This window comes from Ruegeria sp. HKCCD6157, assembly GCF_013110685.1.
GTDB lineage: Bacteria > Pseudomonadota > Alphaproteobacteria > Rhodobacterales > Rhodobacteraceae > Ruegeria.
Genome location: NZ_WVRB01000002.1, coordinates 208149 through 229556, shown reverse-complemented (window position 1 = coordinate 229556; position 21408 = coordinate 208149). Strand labels below are relative to the sequence as shown.

Sequence of the window (21408 nt, the reverse complement as noted above, 5' to 3'; positions counted from 1 at the left end):
TCGCCTTTGCCAATCACAAGCCGGGATCATGGCCGAAATCGAGTTTTCACAGAACGGATCGCGCAATCGCGGTGTACGCGGTACCCGACTGCTGGCGGGGATCGCCTATGTCGTGGCTGCCGCATGCCTTTTGCCGATGATCGCCGTGGTCCTGGCGGCTGTAACCGGGGGAACGGACACGATCTCGCACCTGATGGAGACGGTGCTGCCTCGCTATATCGCGACGACCCTGATTCTTGTGGTCCTGGTCGCGGCCGGCACGTTCAGCATCGGCACCGGGGCGGCCTGGCTGGTAACGATGACCCGTTTTCCCGGCGTGCGGTTTCTAGAGATCGCACTGGTCCTTCCGCTGGCCTTTCCGGCTTATGTTCTGGCCTATGCCTACACTTTCATTCTGGATCACCCGGGCATCGTTCAAAGCACGCTGCGTGATGTAACGGGGTGGGGCCCGCGCGACTATTGGTTCCCGGAAATCCGCTCGACCGAGGGTGCGGCGGTCATGTTGATCCTGGTGCTTTACCCTTATGTCTATCTGCTTGCGCGGGCTGCGTTCCTGCAACAAAGCGCGACCGCGTTTCTGGCGGCGCGGGCGCTGGGCAACAATCCATGGCTGGCTTTTCGGCGCGTGTCACTGCCGATGGCGCGACCCGCCATTGCAGGCGGCGTTCTGCTGGCCGTCATGGAGACCATCGCAGATTTCGGAACCGTCTCGTATTTCGGCGTACAGACCTTTGCCACCGGGATCTACACAAGCTGGTTTTCCATGGCCGATCGTGCGGCAGCGGCACAACTGGCCCTGTGCCTGCTGGTCTTTGCCCTGATCATGGCCGTGGCCGAGCGCACCCAACGTGGCAAGGCAAAATACTATCAGGCCGGGAAACAGCATGTGGCGCAACCGGCGGCAAATCTGACGGGTCTGCGCGCCTGCGGGGCATTTCTGCTGTGTGCAATACCCGTTCTTTTCGGGTTTTTGCTGCCTGTCATCATTCTGGTCGAGATGGGCCTGGACTCCGAACAGAACCTGCTGTCGCAGCGTTACATCGGTTTCATCCAGAATTCGTTGATACTTGCTGGTACGGCGGCGGTCATCACCGTCTTTGCGGCGATCAGTGTCGGGTTCTTTCAACGACTGAGGCCCGGGCGCGCCTCGTCTGCGACCGCATATATGGCGCGTTTGGGATATGCCGTTCCCGGTGGCGTCATTGCGGTTGGTTTGATCGTCCCCTTTGCGAGTTTTGACAACGCGCTGGACGTCTGGATGCGACAGACCTTCGACGTATCCACGGGGCTGTTGGTGACAGGTTCGATCTGGCTGCTGGTCGCTGCCTACATGGTGCGCTTCCTGGCTGCCGCGCTCAGCGCCTATGAGGGGGGCCAAAGCACTGTACATGCGAATATGGACGCCGCAGCCCGTTCGCTGGGTCAGACGCCGTTGGGAACATTGCGACGGGTTCACCTGCCGATTCTGACCCCCTCGCTGCTGACGGCCCTGCTGATCGTGTTCGTAGACGTGATGAAAGAGCTTCCCGCCACGCTGATCATGCGACCGTTCAATTTCGACACATTGGCGGTGCAGGCGTATCGGCTGGCCTCGGACGAGAGGCTGGAGGGCGCCGCCGTGCCTTCGCTGGTCATTCTGGCGGTAGGTATGTTGCCTGTAATCCTGATCTGCCGTCAGGTCGGCCGACGGTAACACTTGTGTCGCAATTGTAGGACAACTGCGCATCAGGCTTGATTCAAACACGATTTCCGGCAAGGCTGGAGGTATGAATATGCAGCCTCCCAGCCGGTTCTCGGCAAGCGCAGCGCAGATGCCCGTGGCTTTCGACCGGCATGAGATGTCTCAAATCCTATCCGTTTATGGTCGGATGGTCGCCGCCGGAGAATGGCGCGACTACGGTATTTCCAACCTGCGCGACATGGCGGTGTTCTCGATCTTTCGGCGCACCGCAGAACATCCGATCTACCGCGTCGAAAAACACCCGCGCCTGAGGTCCCGGCAGGGAATGTATTCCGTCATAGGTATGGATGGCCGCATCCTGAAACGCGGCCACGATCTGCGGGCAGTCCTGCGGGTGCTGGAACGCAAGCTGATCCGGGCCGTAAACCCGGATTAGAGCCTTTTGTGGGCCGTGACGGGCCCGTCACCCTGATCCATTATGCGGTGGATCGCCTGATCCATTGGTTCAAAAACCACCGCCATATGGCTGGCGTTCGCATGCAAAAGCATGTTTTGGCCCGAAACCCAGGCCACGTGCCCTTTCCAGAACAACAGATCACCCCGTTGCGCAGGGGTCCCTTCGATCACGGTTTTGCCCAAAGCGCGTTCCTGATCGCCGCTGTCGCCGGGGCACGGCAGGCCACAAGCCAAAAGCGCCACCTGCACCAACCCGGAACAATCGATGCCGAACCGGCTGTTGCCACCCCACAAATAGGGTGTGCCCAGAAACAGCTGGGCCACTTCGACCGGGTCGTCAGGCTTTTCGGTTATCGGCGCCGTGTGTACTTTTGGGATATAACCCAGTTCGGTTTCAACAAACCGGTCCGTCTCGGTGCTGGCTTGGATTTTGCTTGCGAAACTCAGCGACACCAGATCGCGGCTTTTGAAATCCGCTTCCTGGTAGGCGTGCGTTGCAGGCGCCGTGATCCAATGCGTCGCAGGCGCATCCGCCGTCAGCTGATCTGTTCGCAACCAGCCGGTATACCCATCTTTGTCTGCGATGACCCTGTTCCACCCGCTTTTTGTTTCCTCGATCCGAACCGTATCACCGAACAACAATTGCCGGTCACGTGGCCCGTCTGGGCTGCGCAGCAAATCGACAACGGGTGCGGAAACTCGATGGCGTGTCACAGTCCCAATATCTCCGGCAACGCCGTCAGCACGGCACGTGGCCCCTGACCCAGACCGCCCTTGGTGCGCCCCGGTTCTTTGCTGGGCTGCCAGGAATAGATGTCGAAATGGATGTAGCGGCATGCGCCCACGAATCTGCGCAGAAACAGGGCGGCTGTGATCGACCCTGCAAACCCGCCCGACGGCGCGTTGTCCAGATCGGCGATGCCGGGTTCAATCATCGTTTCATAGGGCGTGTGGAACGGCATGCGCCAGACCGGATCAGCCGAAGCCTCTGCGGCATGCAGCAGGGCAGACGCGCAGCGCTGATCATCGGTGTAGAACGGTGCCAGATCTGGGCCCACAGCCACACGGGCGGCCCCGGTCAGCGTCGCCATCGAGATCACCAGATCGGGCTCACCTTCTTCAGCAAGCGCCAACGCATCAGCAAGCACCAGACGTCCTTCGGCATCCGTATTGTTGATCTCGACCGTCAGCCCCTTGCGAGAGGTCAGGATGTCGCCTGGGCGAAAGGCATTTCCCGCAAGCGCGTTTTCGACCGCCGGTATCAGGACCCTCAATTGCAGGGGAAAACCCAGCTGCATGATCATCCGCGCCAACCCCAACACATTGGCCGCGCCACCCATGTCTTTCTTCATCAGACCCATGGATGCGCCCGGTTTCAGGTTCAATCCACCCGTATCGAAACACACCCCCTTGCCAACCAGAGTCAGCTTGGGGCCGCTGCTGCCCCAATTCAGCTCGATCAGCCGGGGGGCCTGTTCGGCGGCGCGCCCTACGGTGTGGATCATGGGAAAATTATGTTCCAGCAAGGCCGCGCCGCTGATCACGCTGCACGCGGCACCGAATTCGCCGGCCAGAGCCTCGGCCGCTTGCTGCAACTGCTCAGGACCCATATCCGAGGCTGGCGTATTCACCAGATCGCGGGTCAGAGCTTCGGCATTGGCCATCGCTTCGATACGGGTGGCGTCGACACCTTCGGGCGCAACCAGCGCCGCGGTTCCAGCGGACTGAGACGCGTAGCGGTCGAAGGCGTAGCCTGTCATCAACCAGCCAAAGCATTCCGTCTCCAGACGGTCAGCGGGAACGCCGGACGCGATATGATAGGTTCCTTCGGGCAAAGCCGTGGCTGCGGCGGCCAATGGGAACCTTTTTCGCGCGCGCTTGTCTTCTGTTCCATACCCGGCCAGCACAAAATCAACCGCGCCATGCGCGCCGGGCGCCAGCAGGGTCTGACCCATCGCACCTGTAAACCCGTTTGCGGCAACCCAGGCCCGGACGGTATCCGGCTGGTCCTGCAACCAACTGTCCAAATCCGGCTGTGCAAGCACATGAAGCGGTATGGACGGGTCAGAGGATGGGGCGAAGGACAGGGTCATGGGCGTCTCGGCTGATGGTTTCTGCGCACAGACTAGCCGCGCATGATCTGCCCGCAACCCCTGTCAGACGGAAAGGTCCTGCTGGTCCCAGACGGCGGTCAGCGATCGTTCGCCCACGCGGATCAAACGCCCAAGCGTCGCGCCCGCCGCAACTGCGTCACCGGCATCGACGGTGTGGGCCACGTCACTCGCCACCTGGGCCAGGGCCGTCATCCCGATCTGTTCGGATATAGCGACCAGTGACCTGGCGCATTTGCGCAGGTCCGCCCATTCGCGCCGACGCCAGTAGCGTTCGCAGTTTGACAGGCGCACGGCAAGCTCTTCGACCGTGCGACACAGAACATCCAGCGCATTCTTGTCGCCAAGTTGCCGGTACAGTCCGCTCAGTTGATCCGAGTCCAGACGGACGGATTCCTTGTGTTCAAGCGTGATAATCTTTTCCACCACATTCACCCTAGTTCAAACGCCCCCACGGCGCGGTGTTGATCCTGGCAGAAAATTCCTTTGCAAAACCTTGCAGGGAAACTGGATAATGGCTCGAATTTTCTTTGAATTCGGTTTAGATCATCCGTCAGCGACAAGAACGGGGACATTGAAATGGAATTTGCCAAACCTCTGCCGAGCTACCTTGTAAAACGGTATCACGGATGGAAGGCCACAACATATTCGGAAAACCAGGTTTGGTATCGCCGTCTCGCCGATGAAGGGCAACGCCCCCGCGCCATGGTCATATCCTGCTGCGACAGCCGGGTTCACGTCACGTCTATGTTCGGCGCTGACCAGGGCGATTTCTTTATTCACCGCAATATCGCCAACTTGGTGCCGCCCTATGCTCCGGACGGGGACCACCACGGCACCAGCGCCGCCATCGAATATGCCGTAACGGCGCTCAAGGTCGCTCATTTGATCGTGCTGGGGCATTCGCAATGCGGCGGCGTGCAGGGCTGCATCGACATGTGCAAGGGGCAGGCGCCGCAGCTGGATGCCAAGGACAGCTTTGTTGGCCGCTGGATGGATATTCTGAAGCCGAAATTCGAACTGGTCGCGGATATCGAGGACGGTGTCGAACAGGCCCGGCAGTTCGAACGTCAATCGGTTGTCGCTTCGCTGGAAAACCTGATGACCTTCCCCTTCGTCTCGTCAGCCGTTGATCAAGGCGCGCTGAGCTTGCACGGCTTGTGGACGGATATCGGCGCAGGCGGGCTTGAAAGCTATGACCCTTACCAAAAAAAGTTCGTCCCAGTTTGATAGCGGCAGAGCTGGAGATCCGAAACAGCAATGGTGGCTCTGATTCAGGGCTGTTTTTGGTATTTTCCACCCATTACAAATGAAAATCGGAGCCTGCCATGAAAGTCATCAAGCGCATCTTCGCTGGATTGGTCGTTTGTATTCTGGTTCTGGTCGCGGTTTCCTATCTGTTGCCGGGAAAGGCGGAAGTTTCGCGTAGCATCGCGATCGACGCGCCGCCAAGCGCCATCTTTCCTTACGTGAATTCGATGCAGGAAACCGAAAAGTGGTCTCCGTGGCTGCACCGGGACCCCGAAACCAAATTGACTTATTCCGGCCCTGCCGCCGGGGTCGGGAACACTCTGAACTGGGCGTCGGATCACCCGCAGGTCGGCACGGGATCCCAGGAAATCGTCGAGAGCGTGGAAAACCAACGGGTCAAAACGGCGCTGGATTTCGGCCCGATGGGTACTGCCACAGCGTCCTTCATCCTTGAGCCTGACGGGGCGGGAACCAGAGTGACCTGGGGGTTTGACTCGGATCTGGGCCTGAACCCCATGTCCCGCTGGATGGGGTTGATGATGGATACGTGGGTGGGCGAGGATTATGACCGTGGTCTGACCAATCTGAAAGCACTGGTTGAAAACCAAAGCTAGGCCGCTTGTTTGTATGGAAGCATGCGTCGGCGTGCTTGACCGAAGTCCTAGCCCAGTCGAAACCGGGCAAGCTTTCCCAGGTGATCGGATCCCATGAAGGGGCGCAGTTCAACCGTTCCGGTTGTGCCTTTGGGGAACAAAAGGTTGTCTATCGGCAATGGGATTTTCCAACTGCCGAGGTTGTGGGTGTTCAGGACGGTTCCAAAGCTTTGGTTATTTGCGGCTGCTCCGATCCGTCTGACGCTTTCGCCCCAGGGCACCATATTGAAATCCCCGGCAATCAGAACCGGTCCTTCAAGTTGGCTGATGCGGTCGGCAATCACCTGGCTTTGCCTGGACTGGTCGTAAGGAAATGGCCAGTTCAGATGAACTGAAACAACCCAGACCAAGTCACCGCCGGGCGCTTTGACCTGTAACCCCACAAGCCCATAACCTTGCAGACAGAACTCGGAATTCTCGACGATCGGCAAGGTCGTCAGGATGGCGACGTTTTGTTCAGGACGGAATTCACAGATCGCCTGTTCGGGGTAATGCTCGAACAGATTGCTCATGTACTTGCGGTTGTGGCTGGAGACTTCCTGCAAGGTCACGATCTGCGCGCCTGATTCAAGGATATCATCGGCCAGCGAATACCGGGGCCAGGCTTTGCTCATGAGGTTCTTCTGGTACAGCGTCAGGCAGGAGTCGTCGCAATCGTCCGAGGGCGCGGCAACGCTGGCCGCGATGGATCCGATGGCCACCCCGGAAAAGACCAAGGTGGCCAATGCAAGATATCTGGCGCGCATAAAAAGCAGAATTACCGCGCAGAGGAGAAGCAAAACACCAGCCTGAGGCCGGAGCAGAGCGATTGAATCTCCTACGGCAAAAACCTGCCCCGTAAAGCCAATGACGACCAGTATCATCAGAATGCATGTGCATCCGATGGTCAGGGTTCTGGCAATCCTGCGTCTGGTCGAAATGTGCATGCCCTGCCTCATCTACCTTGCACGAGACACTATTATTCGGACTTCTGACATCCGCCACGAACAAGGTTCAATTTTAGGTGGCAAGCGCGTTCGGTTTTGTCAACAGTTCGGCGACTTTCACCGCGCGCAAGACTGTACCCCAACCGAGGTTCATAGCGCAGCCATGATGGATGTGGGTGATGGACCTGAAGGTGCCGGTTTGGTGGGAGAGGTGATCCGAGGCGGTTCTGCTGAGCGCACGTAAGGGCCGCTCCGGACGCGGCTCACCTGTGACGTTTACTGCTGATCACGGTCGTAACGGTTCGTGTTGCGCGACTTTGTGCAAGTGCAATGGCGCTCAAAACCAAGGCGCAGGCCACTGCTTGCGCACCTGTGATTGTTTCACCGAAGGCAAAAACGCCCACGGCAAACATTGTCGGCAGTTCAATGCTGCCGATAACGGCCGTGCGCGATGCTCCGATGACAGGGGAACAGACGGTGTAAATCAACTGGGGAACCAGTGCCGTCATAAGACCGATCCCGACGATCAGAAACCAGTCACTGCCGCCTGCTGGCAGGACTTCGCCAATTTCCGAAGAGATAATCAAAGGGGTTAGCCCGACGACCGACCCCAGCGACACCGACGCTATCCTGGCCAAAGGAGCAATTCGTGAAAGACGGTGTACAAGCACGCATATGCCGAAGCCAAATCCGAAAGGTGCAGCCAAAGAGACAAGCAGCGTTGGAATTTGGTCAATCGGTACAGATGCCGGAGACCCTGCAATGACTGCCGCAAGAACAATCAAACCGGCCGCAACAAGGCTGCGCCGCGTCGGCGGATCGGCGAATATCGCCCAGGCGATGATGATCGTAAACACCGGGTAGGTCATGTAAAGAACACCCAGCGTTGATGCTGGCACTGTTTCAAGTGCGGTTACATATCCGACCCACCCAAGCCCCATGACCGCCCCCGCAGCCATACCCCATGCTATTTCCCGCCGGTTTGAGCGATGCTTCAAAAGGGCGGGCAACAATAGGATCGCCGTCAAGATGTACCGATAAAACGCAACTGCGTAAGGCGCGAGTCCCTGGTCAGTGAGTCCACGGCTGAAATAGGGTACAAAGCCAAAACAGATGGATGCAAAGAACACTCCCGCCCCGGCAAGGGCGTAGGGTATTGGATCGTGCTTGGTTGATGTTGGCCGGCCCATCTTTGACACCTACCATGCAGTATTTCCGTTGGCATCAGCAACCTGAACGAACCGTCACATCGTCTGCAAACCGGCTATTGGGAAACGAAAAAAAAACCCGCCGAACAGTCAGCGGGTTTCCTGGTTTTCAAGCTTTGACGAAAATCGGGATGTCAGCCCTTTTTCAGAACCTCACGGCCCAGCAGTTCAGCGATCTGCACGGCGTTCAGCGCGGCGCCCTTGCGCAGGTTGTCGCTGACGCACCACAGGTTGATGCCGTTTTCCACGGTCGAGTCCTGACGGATACGGCTGATGAACGTGGCGAAATCGCCCGCGCATTCGACCGGCGAGACGTAGCCACCCGCTTCGCGCTTGTCGATCACCATGATGCCCGGTGCTTCGCGCAGGATGTCGCGGGCTTCGTCTTCGTCCAGGAATTCCTCGAACTCGATGTTCACGGCCTCGGAATGGCCGACGAAAACCGGCACGCGGACGCAGGTCGCGGTGACCTTGATCGACGGGTCGACGATCTTCTTGGTCTCGACAACCATCTTCCATTCTTCCTTGGTCGAGCCGTCTTCCATGAAGACGTCGATCTGCGGGATGACGTTGAAGGCGATCTGCTTCTGGAATTTCTTCGGCGGCACGTCCGTGGTGGGGTTGTAAACCGCCTTGGTCTGATCCCAAAGTTCATCCATGCCTTCCTTGCCCGCGCCCGACACCGACTGATAGGTCGACACCACGACGCGCTTGATCCTGGCGCGATCATGCAGCGGCTTGAGTGCCACCACCATCTGCGCGGTCGAACAGTTCGGGTTGGCGATGATGTTCTTGTTCTTGTAGTCGTGGATCGCCTGCGGGTTACATTCCGGCACGATCAGAGGGATCTCGGGGTCATAGCGATACAGCGACGAGTTGTCGATCACCACACAGCCGGCCGCAGCCGCCTTGGGGGCATAGGTCTTGGTTGCGTCCGAGCCGATGGCGAACAGGGCCATGTCCCAGCCGGTGAAATCGAAGGTGTCGATGTCCTGGGTGGTCAGTGTCTTGTCGCCAAAGCTTACTTCCGTACCCAGCGAACGACGGCTTGCCAGCACGGCAAGTTCATCGACCGGGAACTGGCGTTCCGCCAGAATGTTCAGCATTTCGCGGCCCACGTTACCCGTGGCGCCGGCGACAACGACGCGATAGCCCATTTCATGTCTCCAAAGTTAAGGACGCGCGTTCATAGCCGCGTTGCAGCAAAGAAAAAAGGGCTATCACGGGTGAATTGGCCGAATTGACGTCGATTTTAACCCGAATGCGCGTTTTCACCCGTGTTCAGCAAAGACCGATAGACCCGCACGATGGCCTCGGCCTCACCTTCGATTCGAAAATGCTGCTCGACACGCTGTCTTGCGGCCTGACCGGATTGCACCAGCTTGTCCGGATCGCTCAACATCTGTTCCAGTGCTTCGGCCAGCGCCCCGGCGTTGTCCTTTTCGATCAAGCGGCCGGTTTTCCCGTCCTCGATCTGGGCGCTGAAGGCTCCGACCCCGTGGCAGGCGATTGCAGGCACGCCGGAGGCCATCGCCTCAAGCGGTGTAAGGCCGAACCCTTCGTGTCGGGCCGGGGCCACGAACAGGTCAAGGGCGCGGTAGGTTTCAACGATTTCCTCCCAAGGACGCTCGCCCAGGAAGTGCACCCGGTCCGACAGACCGGCAGCTTTGAGTTTGGCCTCCTGTTCCCGTTGGAACGCTTCAAATTCTTTGGTGGCGCGCCCGGTGAATACGATGCTGGCGTCGGGATGGTTCGGCAGAACCTCGATCGCCGCATCCACCAGCAGATCGACGCCTTTCTGAGGTCGAATGCGCCCGAAACACCCGATCAAGGTCCCTTCTGGCAGCCCCAGTTTCTGCCGCAGGGCGGTTTTGTCCTCGGCCGGGTGAAACAGTTCGGTGTTCACACCGTGCATGATGACGGTTGCGGGATGTTCCAGAAACGACGCCGCTTGCGGCGTTGTGGCGATCAGCGCATCCATTTTCGAAATCAGCCATTTAGTGAACCCCGAATGATTTCGTTGCGCAGCCGAGGTGAACAGAAGTTTCAGATTGCGTCGCAGCACATGTTTCAGAAACAAACCCATCAGCATCTCGGTGTTGCGCCGTGCATGCCACACCCGAAGCGTTCTGTTCGAAAGGAACGGAATTTTGATCAATCGGATGTGGGGCAGATCATCCGGCAGGCCGGGTCCCGTGGCAACGATCCCGATCATATGCTTCTGGATCGGCAGCAGGCGGATGACGGTTGTGGTGACGCCGGAGAGGCTGTGTTTCAGGTTCGGCGCTATAACCTCGATTTCCTGCACGGCTTGCTCCGCAATTGCTTCAATCCACATTATCCCGGCTGAATAGATATATCACGCAACCGAAGGCAAGGGTTACGGCAAAAAACCCGAAAATCGCGGTGTAGGGCGCGGTCGTTCCGGCCTGGGTAGTGGCGGCATGAATGCGCCCGGTGACGAATTGGGCGATGCCGACCCCTCCGATTCCGAAAAGGTTCAACAGGGTTACGCCTCGGCCCACCAGATTGGGGGGAACGAAGGCCCGACCATGGGCCATGATGACCGGAAAACTGGCCCCGGTGAACCCTATGATGGCCAACAGCAGAACGGACAGCCATGTGGCATGGTCGATCCAAACGCAAAGCAGGGTCAGTGCCACGACACCCAGCGCGTTGCCCGTGAAGATAACCCATTTCCGAGTGCCGAAGACGCGATCCAGCGGTCCGTAGACAAATGTACCGACGATCATCGCAGACCCCATGACCAGAGTCGCGGTGCCGATCTGGGTGGTGCTGAGCCCGAAGACATCGTTCAGATACGGCCCGGCCCATAGCCCGCGCAGCGCGGCAGAGGGCGCATAGGCCACCAGCATCAAAGGCATGATCAGCCACAGTGCAGGCTCTTTCAGCAGGTCCAGAAGTGAACCCTTGTGTTCCGTATCAACCTTTGCTGGGTCACGCAGGCTCAGCCAAATACCCAAAGCAATCGCAGCAGATATCACGGCCAGCCCAACCATGGTGGCGCGCCATCCCATCCATTCGACAGCCAGCGCAGTCGGATAAGAGGCCACGAGATTGCCCACCGAGCCAACACCCAGCATGACGGCGGCCAGGGTCGCGAATTTCGCAGGCGGGTATTCGCGGGCAAAGATGAAATAGGAAGCCATCAGAACCGGAGAGCACCCAACCCCGATCAGGCCCATGGCAACACTGACATGCAACGGTGAGGTCGCGACCGCAAAAATTGCGGATCCTCCTGCGCCGCCAACCAGAAGAAGCGCGGCTGCGGTCAGCCTGGGCCCAACCTTGTCCAGCGCCCAGCCGACCGGGATTTGCATTGCAGCGAACACCAGAAACCAAAGGCCGGATGCAAAGGCCAGATCTTCGGGTGTAGCACCGATATCGCGTTCAAGATCCAGGCTGAGCACAGCCAGAAAGGCACGGAAAAACTGGCTGAGCACATAGCCCAGGCACAAAACCACCAAACCCGCCTGCATATCCCGCCTCTTTTCCGCTCATCCGAAAGGAATGCTTGGCACGCAATGATGCAACGCACAAGCATGTGTACTATGTTTCAAAACGAGGACTCGGGCCGCATTCCGGCTATCATTGCCAGAAGTTTGATTTCGAGGGGGAAAATGAAAGACCTCCATTCCGCATTTTACGAAAACCTGCCCCTGCTGAGGGATTTCACCCGTCTGGCGGACCCGGCACAGTTTTCGCCGATGCCCGACGACTGGTTTCTGGGGGTCGCCGACATTGTCGATTCAACCGGCGAGATCGCGCGGGGACGATACAAAACCGTCAACACCGTGGGGGCTGCCGTTATCTCGGCGATGATAAACGCGATGGACGGCAAGTTGTTTCCCTATGTCTTTGGCGGCGACGGGGCGGCGTTTGCGATCCCCCCCAGCGAAGTTGAAGCAGCGCGGGATACTCTGTCAGCCATGCGGCGCTGGGCGGAAGAAGAGTTTTCCATGCCGTTGCGTGCGGCGCTGGTGTCGGTGGCGGATATCCGAAAAGCCGGCAGGGACTTGCGCGTCGCTCGTTTTGCGCCCTCTTCCGGGGTGGATTATGCCATGTTCTCTGGCGGAGGCTTGGCCTGGGCCGAGGCAGAGATGAAAGCGGGTCATCATATGATCGCGCCTGCCGAACCGGGTGCGCAACCGGACCTGACAGGCCTGTCATGCAGATGGTCCAACAGCCCGGCGCGGCACGGTCAGATCGTGTCACTGGTCGTTGAACCCACTGCGTCGGCAACTGAACGCGACTTTGCCGACCTTGCGCAATCGGTTCTGTCCGCGTCAGAAGAGCTGGAGCGCGCAGGTCATCCGGTGCCGATGAATGGTCCGCCCATGAGTTGGCCGCCCCCCGGCCTCGACATTGACGCGCATGTTTCGCGCAACGGGCGGAATTTGTTTCTGCACAAGCTCGTTCTTCTGTTTCAGAACCTGCTGATCGCGATATTGTTCAAAACAAGCAAGAAGCTGGGGCAGTTTGAACCCGAACATTACAGGACGATGGTCAGCAGCAATGCCGATTTCCGCAAGTTCGATGACGGCCTGAAGATGACGTTGGATTGTGACCCGGCCACTTTGCGACAGATCGAACACTTGCTGAAAGAAGCACGCGGGCGCGGCAAAATCCGATACGGTCTGCACGTGCAGGACGAGGCGATGATGACCTGTTTCGTCCCGTCGGCCACACGGGACGATCATGTGCATTTCGTTGACGGTGCCTCGGGCGGCTACGCCCAGGCCGCAGCGGCCATGGTCCGTTGAGCGGTTAGTTGGCTTTCCATCGTGCGGCGAGATCACGTGCCGTTTGCGTCAGCAGCATCACATCAATGCCAACCGCCAAGAACTGTGCGCCCATATCCAGATATGCCTGACGGGCCTCGTCATTTGTGGCCAGAATGCCCGGCGCTTTGCCTGCGGCCTTGATCCGGGCCAGTGCATCCCGGATAACCGCTCGCACCTCGGGTGCCGCGCTGTTGCCCTGATGGCCCATATCGGTCGACAGATCAGCAGGGCCTATGAATACGCCATCCACACCTTCAACATCCAGAATGTCGTCCAGAGCAGCAATTCCGGCGCGGGTTTCCACCTGCAACAACAGGCAAATCTCCTGATCGGCGGTCTGAATATAATCTCCGACCGATCCGTACATCGTCGCCCGCGATGCCATCGCGCCCACGCCGCGGACACCGGCAGGGGGGTAACGGCAGGCCCGAACCAGCTCTTGCGCCTGCTCGGCGCTTTCCACGATCGGAACCAGAATGGTCTGAGCACCCGCATCCAGAACCATCTTGATCAGCCAGGTCTCACCCACGGGAACCCGCACAACCGCATGAGAGTCGCTTGCCGCAAGCGCCACAAGCTGGTCCCGGATCGACCGGATATCGTTGGGGGCATGCTCTCCATCGATTACCAGCCAATCGAAACCCGCGGTTCCCATCATCTCGGCCGCTGCGGGCTCGGCAAAGCTCATCCAGCACCCGATCTGCGTTTTTCCCTTTTTCAGAGCCTGTTTGAACGCGTTCTGCTGCGCAGCCATACTGTTTCCTTTTGTTGCAAAACCTTCGGCGCGACGTGGTCGCGAAAGTGGCCATTTTCTCATCTTCTTCCGTGGCGCGAAATTGTCCAGTTTTAATGCAATTTGGCGTCATCGGATTGATGTCGGCAAAGGCGTGTCTCGCAAGGGCGGCGGCGTCCCGGCGGTTCTTGTGCTTCAAACCGAAGACCGAGGGTTCCCTTGCGTAAATCACGGATTTCGGCGATAATTTTGGCATGACCGACGACCTCCCTCTGACGTCGCGATCTTTGCCCATTGCGCTTTTGCGGGCGCGGGAAAAGGTTATGGGACCCATCCGAGCAATGCTGGCCGACGCCGGTGTCACCGAACAGCAGTGGCGCGTGTTGCGCGTGTTGAACGAAGAAGGCCCACAGGAACCCACGCATATTGCCGAACGCGCCTGTCTGTTGTTGCCAAGCCTGACACGGATATTGCAGAAACTGGAGCATCGCGGCCTGATCTCCCGACGGTGCCATCCGGCGGACCGGCGTCGCCAGATTGTCGAGATCGGCGAGCGTGGCGTTCAGATCATTCACGCCAATCAGCCCGCCAGCATGGCGCAGGCGGAACGCATTCGTTCCCGCCTGGGGCCGGAAAAACACGAATTGCTGCTGGATCTTCTGAACGAGTTGAACGACCTGGATACCTGATGCCGGTCGCCGAACATGGGTGTCATCTGCAAGGACCCCGCCGGAGATTTTAGGGGCGATCTCCGACGGGGTGGCCAGACTTGGATTTGGGTTAGGCCTGGCCTGAGGCCGGTTGCGTCACGCCTTGCCTGACGGTCCGGCCTGCGCATCGGAGTATATGGCGAGCCGGAAATGTGGCTCTGATTAGGGCCTTTTGGCCTTTGGGGGAAAGGCCGTGCACCTATGCTCTCCGAAACAGTCTTGGGCAATTGCCGAAGGAAAACCTGGCCCGCAAGGCATGACTTGGCGTCATTCTGGCCAATTGTTTGCGCATGCGCGGTGATGTGCTGCCATCGCATTCCTCAAGATGGATGCGCCCCGCATTTCCTATTCAAGACCTAGCCCGACTTGCGCCAGAGCCAAGTTAAATTCCGATCTGCCCAAGTTCCGGTGCATCAATAAAGACGGATGTGAAGCTGCTTTGGAACGGCACTGGGCGTTCAGGTCAGAATTGAGCAGGTTCGCGCTGAAACAACTCTTGGATATTGGCGAAATCCAGCGTGCATTCCCGGCTTGCTGGCAGCTCTGGCAGGCGTAAGATGGCAGCGATGAAAAATTCAGGAACCACGATGTCAGACAACCTGTTTTCCCTTCCCGATCCCATAACCATTCCTGTTGTTGGCGAGACGGCCGGGTACCCTGTCGGACGCATTTTCTGCGTCGGGCGAAACTATGCCGCGCACGCAGCAGAGATGGGCAACGAGGTGGATCGCGATGCGCCCTTCTATTTCACCAAATCCGCGCCAAACGCGATCCTGTCCGGCGCGACGGTTCCGTATCCGGCGGGGACGAAGAACTACCATCACGAAATGGAGCTGGCGCTGGCAATCGGAAAACCGGTGTTTCGTGCCTCGAGTGCGCAGGCTTGGGATGCGGTTTATGCCTATGGCTGTGCGCTCGACATGACACGTCGCGATCTACAACTCCGCGAGCGGGACAAACAGCGGCCTTGGGATCTGGGTAAAGATGTCGAAAACGGAGCAGTCTTCGCGCCGCTGACCCCTGCCGCGGACTGGTCGCCGGACGATGGCAAACGCATCCGGTTGAGCGTGAACGGCGAATTGCGTCAGGACGCTACCCTGGAAGAGCTTATCTGGAAGATCGATGAAATCGTCAGCCATCTGTCCGGTTTCTACCATCTGCGCCCAGGCGATCTGATCCTGACAGGTACACCGGCCGGCGTAGGCCCGGTTGTGGCCGGCGACATCATAACAGGAGAGATTGACGGGCTGGAGCCGATCAAACTGATCCTGACGGACGCGGAATAGCCCCTATTTAGGGTCTTTCAGCCAGCCCCTTGCAAATTCCACTTGGGTAACGCATGCCAGCCGGCGCACCCGGTCCAGCTCGGCGTTCAGGCGTCGGCTGCGGGCGTCAGACCAGCGCACCCCGCGTTCGGGCCAGAGCGCTTTGACATGCAGCAGGTCGCGATCGCGATGCGCCTTCATGTCGATCCGGCCGATCAATCGATCGCCTTCAAGCAAGGGGAAGACGTAATACCCATATGTGCGCCTGGCTTCGGGAACGAAAACTTCGATGCGATAGTGAAAGCCAAACAGCCGCTCGGCCCGGTTTCTGTCCCGAAGCATGGGATCAAACGGGCTGAGCACACGGATCCGACCGGGCGGTTGCGGCAAGTCGGTTTCTCGATCCATCAAATCAGGGCGGGCAAAGGTTTTGCGCAGGCGTCCATCGGCGCAAGTGACCTCGATCTCTTCGATATTTCCTTGAGCCAACGCCGTGGCACACCAGTCTTTGGCTTCGGCGGCGGTGACCGTGCCCCAGAACGCGGCCAGCTCTCCGGACGTGGCAAACCCCAACCGGTCCAGCGCTGCGTTGCACAGCCAATCCACGGTCGCCGTCGCATCACAGGCCATGTTCCCGGGGCACAGGTGGGTTTCGATCACACGTTCGGTCAGATCATACCGTTTCTGAAACCCGTCGCGGCCCACAACGGTCAGGGCCCCGGAACGCCACAGAAACTCCAATGCGGTTTTTGACGGGTGCCAGTCCCACCAACCGCCCGAGCCTTTCTTTTCATCCTTGCCAACGTCTGACGAACACACGGGCCCGTGGTCGCGGATGTGTTGCAAGACAGTCTCGAACTGTTGCTCGAACCCATCCCGCCGCCAGTTCTTCCAGCGCGCCTTCAAGAGATCCGCATCACGCTGAAAGCGCAGATGCCAGTGCGGATAGAACGACATCGGGATCACGGCCGCATCATGTGTCCAGTGTTCGAACAGCGCTTTTTCCCTTTCATAGAGCCTTTTCAGGTTGGCGCTTCGATACGCAGGCCGTCGGGAAAACAGGATCATGTCATGAGCGCGGGCAACCGTGTTGATGCTGTCGAGCTGCACGAACCCCAACCGCTGGACAAGGTCCAGAAGCCCGGCGCCCTTGGCCGCGCCCGTGGGCTGTTCGGCCAAAGCATGGCGATCCAGAAAAATGGCGCGGGCCGTTCGGTTGTCGAACCGCTTCAGGGGCGCATTCATCGTCGTTTCAGGGTATCGCCATAGCTGATCTTGGGGGTCAGCGTGACCCGTGTCTCGATTTCGGACTCCGGGTCCTTCAGGCGTTCAGCGATGATCTGTGCGGCCTGACGTCCTATGTCCAGACGACAGGCATCCATCGTCGCCAATTTGCGCGGAAGACCCTGCAAAAGTTCCACGTTGTTGAACCCGGCCAGACCGATCTGCCCCGGAATATCCACGCCTTGCTCCAGCAGGTACAACAGACCACCGGCGCCGATCATGTCGTTGGAATAATAAAGAAAATCCAGATCAGGCGACCGATCAAGCATGGCCTGTGTCATCTCGCGCCCCTTGGCCAGGGCAGAGCCACCGGAGTAGAACTCGCGATCTTCGATCTCGATCCCGTGTTTGCCCAGCACTTCGGTAAACCCTTCAAAGCGTTTTCGGGCACGGTGATCCAATGGCATCTTGGTGCCCATGAAGCCGATATGTTGATACCCGGCCTTCAGAATCGCCTGCGCCATCTCGCGCCCGGCGCGGCGATGCGAGATGCCCACCATCGCGTCGACAGGTTTGCCGTCGGTATCCATGATCTCGACCACCGGAATGCCCGCCGAATCCAGCATGGCGCGGGCCGCGTCGGTGTGTTCCAGCCCGGCAATGATCACGCCCGAGGGTCGCCACGAGAGCATCTCGTACAGCACTTTTTCCTCTTTCTCGGGCAGGTAATCTGTCACGCCAACCACGGGTTGCAGTTCGGTATCTTCCAGCACCTGATTGATGCCGGTCATCACCTCGGGAAATACCATGTTCGAAAGCGAGGGGATGATTACCGCGACCAGGTTGACCCGGCTGGATGCCAGCGCGCCCGCGATCTTGTTGGGGACATATCCCAGCTCTTTCGCGGCCGCCAGAACGCGGGTGCGGGTGGCGTCGGACACATCCCCCCTGTTACGCAGAACCCGGCTCACCGTCATCTCTGAGACACCGGAAGCCTCGGACACATCACGAAGGGTAAGCGGGCGTTTGGTTTCACTGTTCACGGGAGGCACCTGCGTAGTTGTTTTGTCCGATGCTAGCGCGAACAGGTCGGTGTGTACAACAATTGTGCAAAGGCGATGACAACACGGAAATTCCCGGTTACAGAAGGCGGGCGCGGCCCCGTGGCTCAACTGGATAGAGCAGCCCCCTCCTAAGGGGCAGGTTGCAGGTTCGAATCCTGCCGGGGTCGCCAGTTTTTGTAAGTCTTTTTTTTAGTGATCATTTGGCGTGCGTGGTGTCACGGGGGTGGTGGACTTACGCGACGAATTTAAAACACGAAAAGCAGGCCATGAGTAATGATAGGAATCTTGAGCAACCAAGCGAACCCGGTACAGCTTGGCGGGTTAGGATGTCTACGCCCAAGATTTTAAAGGGCACCACTGATCCAGAGACGGGTAAACCTTTTGGTCGAAACATCACAAGAAGCCTTGGAGGTGTTTAGCACAAAGTCACGGCACGACTAAGTTACGCGAGGTGGAACTTAGCAAGGTTCGAGAGTTGGAATTATAAGCGCTAGCCTCAGAGCTCATAAGCAGTATATGACGATAGCCGCGAGTGCGATTGCTTACAGGAAAGTCTTCGGGCAGCGGTCGTATCGCGTTGAAACTCACCGCCAATCTTTCAACCTGCCGAACATGATCTCAATACGGTTGCGACGTTTGTAGCGTCGCTTGTCGTATCGGATGGGCTTCTTTCGCTGTCTTCGACCAGGTGTGCAGGCCTTTATCCCTTTGTCTTGTAACGCTTCTCTGAACCAATCGGCATCATATCCACGATCTCCAGGCAGCCAATCCACGTCCGGCAGACCGTTTAGCAGGGCCTTTGCACCGGTATCATCACTGACCTGACCGGCGGTCATAAAGAAGTTCAACGGGCGCCCCTGGCTGTCACAGATGGCATTTAGCTTCGTGTTCATGCCGCCTTTGGTGCGTCCCCTCTCGGCAGCATCCTGTAGATGCGCCTGCCAGGCAGTGTATCGGTCGTCCTCGCCCCTTTTTTGACCCCAAGAATGGATGCCATGCGGTACGCCGTCAGATAGGTCGCATCAATCACCACGGTCTTTTCTTCGCCGTGATCGGCGGACAGGCCCATCATCATTTCCGCGAAGATGCCCTTATCACTCCACCGCTTCCAACAGTTGTACAAGGTCTTGTGTGGCTCGTATTCCTTGGGTGCATCACGCCATCTTAACCCGTTACGATTAATGAATATAATCCCACTCAAAACACGCTTGTCATCGACACGAGGTTTCCCGTGGGACTGCGGGAAGAAAGGCTCAAGACGCGCCATCTGCGTGTCCGTTAGTCAGAAGTGATCAGACATGTTAATCGCTCGTTTTCGAACCGTGAATCACGCCGCATAACTTAATCCAATGGGTCATGAGGCTGGTAAAAATAGTGTTCCGTTTCCAGCAAGCATCCTAATCTGGCTATTATCCTGACTTTTTTCTACTTTCCGACAAGAATTGCGTGTTCCCGTTCGATGACCTTTTCCCAATCGCCTTGCGCCTTCAGACCAGTCGAAGAGTCTCCCATTAGCGACGTGACCATGAGTCTTCCACGCGCTTTCGCTTCCTCATTCGAGAAACCGGCCTGTTCAAACATCCAGGCGGCAAATTGGAAGCGTTTGCCGATGGTTCTTTGATACGATTCATTCACCTTCTCATCGGTATTCGCCCAGACTGAGACAGCGTGATCTGGCAATGCGGCGTCCTCTTCAATGACCTTTTTCATAAGAAGAAGAATTCGGTCTTCCGGGGGGCCGCCAAATGTCTTTGCCTGTGCGATCACTTTGTCAGTCAGTTCCTGCTCCCAATATCTGAGAACCTCATCCAAAAGCTCACGGACGTTTTTGAAATGCCAATAAAAGCTACCGCTTGTCAGGTTCAGTCGCTTTGCCATTGGTACGACTTTTATCGCGGAAACGCCGCCCTCGTTCAGGACTTTGTAGGCCAGCAATATCCAGTCTTCTTTGGTCGCGGCGTTTTTGGGTGAGGCTCGGGTGATAGTTTCTGACATTCAGATTACAGCATTCTTTGTTTGACATAGAGCAGTCTATGGACTTACCGTAGAGAAGTCTATGGTTGACTGGGAGTTCACGACATCGTGCTCTCCCAAACGCCATGCAGAAAAGGGGGGGATCAATGAATAGCATTATGAATTCCACGACTGGCGCACTATTGGCATTGGGTTTGTCGTTGGCTGGCACCGCTTCAGCGCAAAACGCGCTGCCGACTGGTCGAACTGCTTCTGCAATTGAAAACGGTGTTTATCCCGCGTCATACTTTCCCAACACTGAAATCCTGGGCGCGGATGAAATGCGTATCACGGCATTGGGGACGGGGATGCCCAACCAAACCAAAGCTGCCGTTTCGATTTCATTTTATGTTGAACTAGGAAATGGAGACGTTTTCCTGTTTGACGTGGGCACGGGTGCAACTGGAAACTTGTTTTCATTGAGACCGGATTTTGCGAAGGTCGATAAGGTCTTTTTCAGTCATTTGCATGTCGACCACGTTGGAGACTTCATGGGTCTTCATGTTGGGGGTTGGCTTTCGGGCAGATATACTCCGCTCCGCGTCTTCGGCCCGTCCGGATCAGAGGATGAACTGGGCACCAAAGCCTATGTAGAAGGCATGTCAAAAGCCTATGCTTGGGATCTGGCCACACGTACGGGGGCGCTGCCGGATGATGGTGCCAAGCTTGAAGTTACCGAATTCGATTACATGCAGGAAAACGAGATCGTTTATCAGGAGAACGACGTAACTATCCGTTCCTGGCCTGCTATCCACAGCTTAGATGGCTCGGTGAGTTATTCTCTGGAATGGAATGGACTGAAATACGTCTTTGGCGGAGATACTTACCCAAACAAATGGTATGTAGAATATGCCAAAGGGGCGGATATCGCTTCTCACGAGGCTTTTCTGCCACCTGACGCTTTGGCCCCGTATTTTGGCTGGGACATGAAACAGGCGACCTATGTAGCCACGCGCGTTCATACCGAACCTGCGGCCTTTGGCAAGGTGATGTCTGCGGTCGAACCGCGCATGGCGCTGGGGTATCACTCTGTTCTTTCACCCGAAAATTATCAGGCGATCTTGGAAGGTGTCCGTTCGACTTACGATGGACCGCTTACGCTGGCGCGGGATCTTCAGGTGATCAACGTAACCAAAGACCAGATCGTTGTTCGGGAAGCGAGTGTTGATGACTATGCGTTGCCACCTGCTGTGAGCGACGAGTACATCACTGCCCAACGTTCAAAAGAAAAAGAGCCGTCCGACAAAGTCAAAGCGGGAAAATGGGAGGGTTACACGCCACCGCCAATGCCGGATAATTAACGTTCAG

The 21408-nt window shown here is 57.7% G+C and carries 21 protein-coding genes, 1 tRNA gene and 1 pseudogene; 9 read left to right on the top strand and 14 right to left on the bottom strand.

Translation table 11 applies throughout. The features are described from left to right. Window positions 1-28 precede the first annotated feature (28 nt). The gene (locus GS612_RS11190; RefSeq protein ID WP_171640333.1) at window positions 29-1693 is read left to right on the top strand and encodes an iron ABC transporter permease; all 1665 of its coding nucleotides are present in this window, start codon (window positions 29-31) and stop codon (window positions 1691-1693) included. Window positions 1694-1766: 73 nt separating this feature from the next. After that, a complete protein-coding gene (locus GS612_RS11185; protein ID WP_117871396.1) occupies window positions 1767-2117 on the top strand; it encodes a DUF2794 domain-containing protein in 351 nt (116 codons plus the stop codon). On the opposite strand, the gene GS612_RS11180 is transcribed toward GS612_RS11185, so the two are convergent. The 3 genes from GS612_RS11180 to GS612_RS11170 all read right to left on the bottom strand — a co-directional run bounded on the left by GS612_RS11180 (window position 2114) and on the right by GS612_RS11170 (window position 4683). After that, the gene (locus GS612_RS11180) at window positions 2114-2851 is read right to left on the bottom strand and encodes an NlpC/P60 family protein (protein ID WP_171640331.1); all 738 of its coding nucleotides are present in this window, start codon (window positions 2849-2851) and stop codon (window positions 2114-2116) included. The genes GS612_RS11185 and GS612_RS11180 overlap by 4 nt on opposite strands. Further along, complete coding sequence (locus tag GS612_RS11175; protein ID WP_171640329.1) at window positions 2848-4230, bottom strand: M17 family metallopeptidase; 1383 nt, start codon at window positions 4228-4230, stop codon at window positions 2848-2850. Before GS612_RS11175 ends, GS612_RS11180 begins: the two co-directional genes overlap by 4 nt. Window positions 4231-4293: 63 nt before the next feature. Next, on the bottom strand, window positions 4294-4683 hold the full coding sequence (locus GS612_RS11170; RefSeq protein ID WP_171640327.1) for a hypothetical protein: 390 nt from the start codon (window positions 4681-4683) through the stop codon (window positions 4294-4296). 144 nt (window positions 4684-4827) lie between these two features. On the opposite strand from GS612_RS11170, the gene GS612_RS11165 reads away from it, so the two are divergent. Both GS612_RS11165 and GS612_RS11160 read left to right on the top strand, forming a co-directional pair. Continuing rightward, entirely contained in the window at window positions 4828-5478 is a 651-nt protein-coding gene (locus tag GS612_RS11165) for a carbonic anhydrase (protein ID WP_152459543.1), read from the top strand. Window positions 5479-5576: 98 nt separating this feature from the next. After that, a complete protein-coding gene (locus tag GS612_RS11160; protein ID WP_171116813.1) occupies window positions 5577-6113 on the top strand; it encodes an SRPBCC family protein in 537 nt (178 codons plus the stop codon). Window positions 6114-6160: 47 nt separating this feature from the next. Here the strand turns inward: GS612_RS11160 and GS612_RS11155 are convergent, their stop codons facing one another. From GS612_RS11155 to GS612_RS11130, 5 genes are all read right to left on the bottom strand, one after another. Then, entirely contained in the window at window positions 6161-7078 is a 918-nt protein-coding gene (locus GS612_RS11155) for an endonuclease/exonuclease/phosphatase family protein (RefSeq protein WP_216603570.1), read from the bottom strand. A gap of 263 nt (window positions 7079-7341) precedes the next feature. Then, window positions 7342-8268, bottom strand: a complete 927-nt coding sequence (locus GS612_RS11145) for a DMT family transporter (RefSeq protein WP_171640323.1) — start codon at window positions 8266-8268, stop codon at window positions 7342-7344. A gap of 152 nt (window positions 8269-8420) precedes the next feature. After that, entirely contained in the window at window positions 8421-9443 is a 1023-nt protein-coding gene (locus tag GS612_RS11140) for an aspartate-semialdehyde dehydrogenase (RefSeq protein WP_171640321.1), read from the bottom strand. A 95-nt stretch (window positions 9444-9538) separates the two neighbouring features. Further along, window positions 9539-10594, bottom strand: coding sequence for a glycosyltransferase (locus GS612_RS11135; protein ID WP_171640553.1), 1056 nt, complete (start codon window positions 10592-10594; stop codon window positions 9539-9541). A 19-nt stretch (window positions 10595-10613) separates the two neighbouring features. Next, entirely contained in the window at window positions 10614-11786 is a 1173-nt protein-coding gene (locus GS612_RS11130; RefSeq protein ID WP_171233575.1) for an MFS transporter, read from the bottom strand. A gap of 141 nt (window positions 11787-11927) precedes the next feature. Between GS612_RS11130 and GS612_RS11125 the strand changes: the two genes are divergently transcribed. After that, window positions 11928-13070 carry a DUF3095 domain-containing protein gene (locus GS612_RS11125; protein WP_171640319.1) on the top strand — a complete coding sequence of 381 codons (1143 nt, stop codon included), beginning with the start codon at window positions 11928-11930 and terminating at the stop codon, window positions 13068-13070. Between the two features lie 4 nt (window positions 13071-13074). Here the strand turns inward: GS612_RS11125 and GS612_RS11120 are convergent, their stop codons facing one another. Further along, window positions 13075-13845, bottom strand: a complete 771-nt coding sequence (locus tag GS612_RS11120; RefSeq protein WP_171640317.1) for an aldolase/citrate lyase family protein — start codon at window positions 13843-13845, stop codon at window positions 13075-13077. 233 nt (window positions 13846-14078) lie between these two features. Between GS612_RS11120 and hpaR the strand changes: the two genes are divergently transcribed. Beyond that, window positions 14079-14513, top strand: a complete 435-nt coding sequence (hpaR, locus tag GS612_RS11115) for a homoprotocatechuate degradation operon regulator HpaR (RefSeq protein ID WP_170345758.1) — start codon at window positions 14079-14081, stop codon at window positions 14511-14513. Window positions 14514-14997: 484 nt separating this feature from the next. On the opposite strand, the gene GS612_RS20645 is transcribed toward hpaR, so the two are convergent. Then, window positions 14998-15132, bottom strand: a complete 135-nt coding sequence (locus tag GS612_RS20645; protein ID WP_256367760.1) for a hypothetical protein — start codon at window positions 15130-15132, stop codon at window positions 14998-15000. Between GS612_RS20645 and GS612_RS11110 the strand changes: the two genes are divergently transcribed. After that, window positions 15122-15820 carry a fumarylacetoacetate hydrolase family protein gene (locus GS612_RS11110; RefSeq protein WP_171640315.1) on the top strand — a complete coding sequence of 233 codons (699 nt, stop codon included), beginning with the start codon at window positions 15122-15124 and terminating at the stop codon, window positions 15818-15820. The genes GS612_RS20645 and GS612_RS11110 overlap by 11 nt on opposite strands. 3 nt (window positions 15821-15823) lie before the next feature. Here GS612_RS11110 and GS612_RS11105 read toward each other — a convergent pair whose 3' ends face one another. Together GS612_RS11105 and GS612_RS11100 are read right to left on the bottom strand one after the other, a co-directional pair. After that, window positions 15824-17044, bottom strand: a complete 1221-nt coding sequence (locus tag GS612_RS11105) for a winged helix-turn-helix domain-containing protein (RefSeq protein ID WP_171640312.1) — start codon at window positions 17042-17044, stop codon at window positions 15824-15826. Continuing rightward, complete coding sequence (locus tag GS612_RS11100; protein ID WP_171116833.1) at window positions 17041-18066, bottom strand: LacI family DNA-binding transcriptional regulator; 1026 nt, start codon at window positions 18064-18066, stop codon at window positions 17041-17043. The genes GS612_RS11105 and GS612_RS11100 overlap by 4 nt, the downstream gene beginning before the upstream one ends. 114 nt (window positions 18067-18180) lie before the next feature. Between GS612_RS11100 and GS612_RS11095 the strand changes: the two genes are divergently transcribed. Next, window positions 18181-18257, top strand: a tRNA-Arg gene (locus GS612_RS11095). A gap of 372 nt (window positions 18258-18629) precedes the next feature. Here the strand turns inward: GS612_RS11095 and GS612_RS11090 are convergent. Beyond that, a pseudogene (locus GS612_RS11090) lies at window positions 18630-19354 on the bottom strand (IS5 family transposase). Window positions 19355-19512: 158 nt separating this feature from the next. Beyond that, window positions 19513-20022, bottom strand: coding sequence for a TetR/AcrR family transcriptional regulator (locus GS612_RS11085; RefSeq protein ID WP_171640310.1), 510 nt, complete (start codon window positions 20020-20022; stop codon window positions 19513-19515). A gap of 185 nt (window positions 20023-20207) precedes the next feature. Here GS612_RS11085 and gntH point away from each other — a divergent pair, with 185 nt between their 5' ends. After that, complete coding sequence (gntH, locus tag GS612_RS11080) at window positions 20208-21401, top strand: guanitoxin biosynthesis MBL fold metallo-hydrolase GntH (protein WP_171116837.1); 1194 nt, start codon at window positions 20208-20210, stop codon at window positions 21399-21401. Window positions 21402-21408 lie beyond the last annotated feature (7 nt).

Excerpts from the sequence above, each read along its gene's own strand:
- GS612_RS11190 (WP_171640333.1), top strand. The coding sequence starts at position 29 with ATGGCCGAAATCGAGTTTTCACAGAACGGATCGCGCAATCGCGGTGTA.
- GS612_RS11185 (WP_117871396.1), top strand. The coding sequence starts at position 1,767 with ATGAATATGCAGCCTCCCAGCCGGTTCTCGGCAAGCGCAGCGCAGATG.
- GS612_RS11175 (WP_171640329.1), bottom strand. The coding sequence starts at position 4,230 with ATGACCCTGTCCTTCGCCCCATCCTCTGACCCGTCCATACCGCTTCAT.
- GS612_RS11165 (WP_152459543.1), top strand. The coding sequence starts at position 4,828 with ATGGAATTTGCCAAACCTCTGCCGAGCTACCTTGTAAAACGGTATCAC.
- GS612_RS11160 (WP_171116813.1), top strand. The coding sequence starts at position 5,577 with ATGAAAGTCATCAAGCGCATCTTCGCTGGATTGGTCGTTTGTATTCTG.
- GS612_RS11155 (WP_216603570.1), bottom strand. The coding sequence starts at position 7,078 with ATGCACATTTCGACCAGACGCAGGATTGCCAGAACCCTGACCATCGGA.
- GS612_RS11145 (WP_171640323.1), bottom strand. The coding sequence starts at position 8,268 with ATGGGCCGGCCAACATCAACCAAGCACGATCCAATACCCTACGCCCTT.
- GS612_RS11140 (WP_171640321.1), bottom strand. The coding sequence starts at position 9,443 with ATGGGCTATCGCGTCGTTGTCGCCGGCGCCACGGGTAACGTGGGCCGC.
- GS612_RS11130 (WP_171233575.1), bottom strand. The coding sequence starts at position 11,786 with ATGCAGGCGGGTTTGGTGGTTTTGTGCCTGGGCTATGTGCTCAGCCAG.
- GS612_RS11125 (WP_171640319.1), top strand. The coding sequence starts at position 11,928 with ATGAAAGACCTCCATTCCGCATTTTACGAAAACCTGCCCCTGCTGAGG.
- GS612_RS11120 (WP_171640317.1), bottom strand. The coding sequence starts at position 13,845 with ATGGCTGCGCAGCAGAACGCGTTCAAACAGGCTCTGAAAAAGGGAAAA.
- hpaR (WP_170345758.1), top strand. The coding sequence starts at position 14,079 with ATGACCGACGACCTCCCTCTGACGTCGCGATCTTTGCCCATTGCGCTT.
- GS612_RS11110 (WP_171640315.1), top strand. The coding sequence starts at position 15,122 with ATGTCAGACAACCTGTTTTCCCTTCCCGATCCCATAACCATTCCTGTT.
- GS612_RS11105 (WP_171640312.1), bottom strand. The coding sequence starts at position 17,044 with ATGAATGCGCCCCTGAAGCGGTTCGACAACCGAACGGCCCGCGCCATT.
- gntH (WP_171116837.1), top strand. The coding sequence starts at position 20,208 with ATGAATAGCATTATGAATTCCACGACTGGCGCACTATTGGCATTGGGT.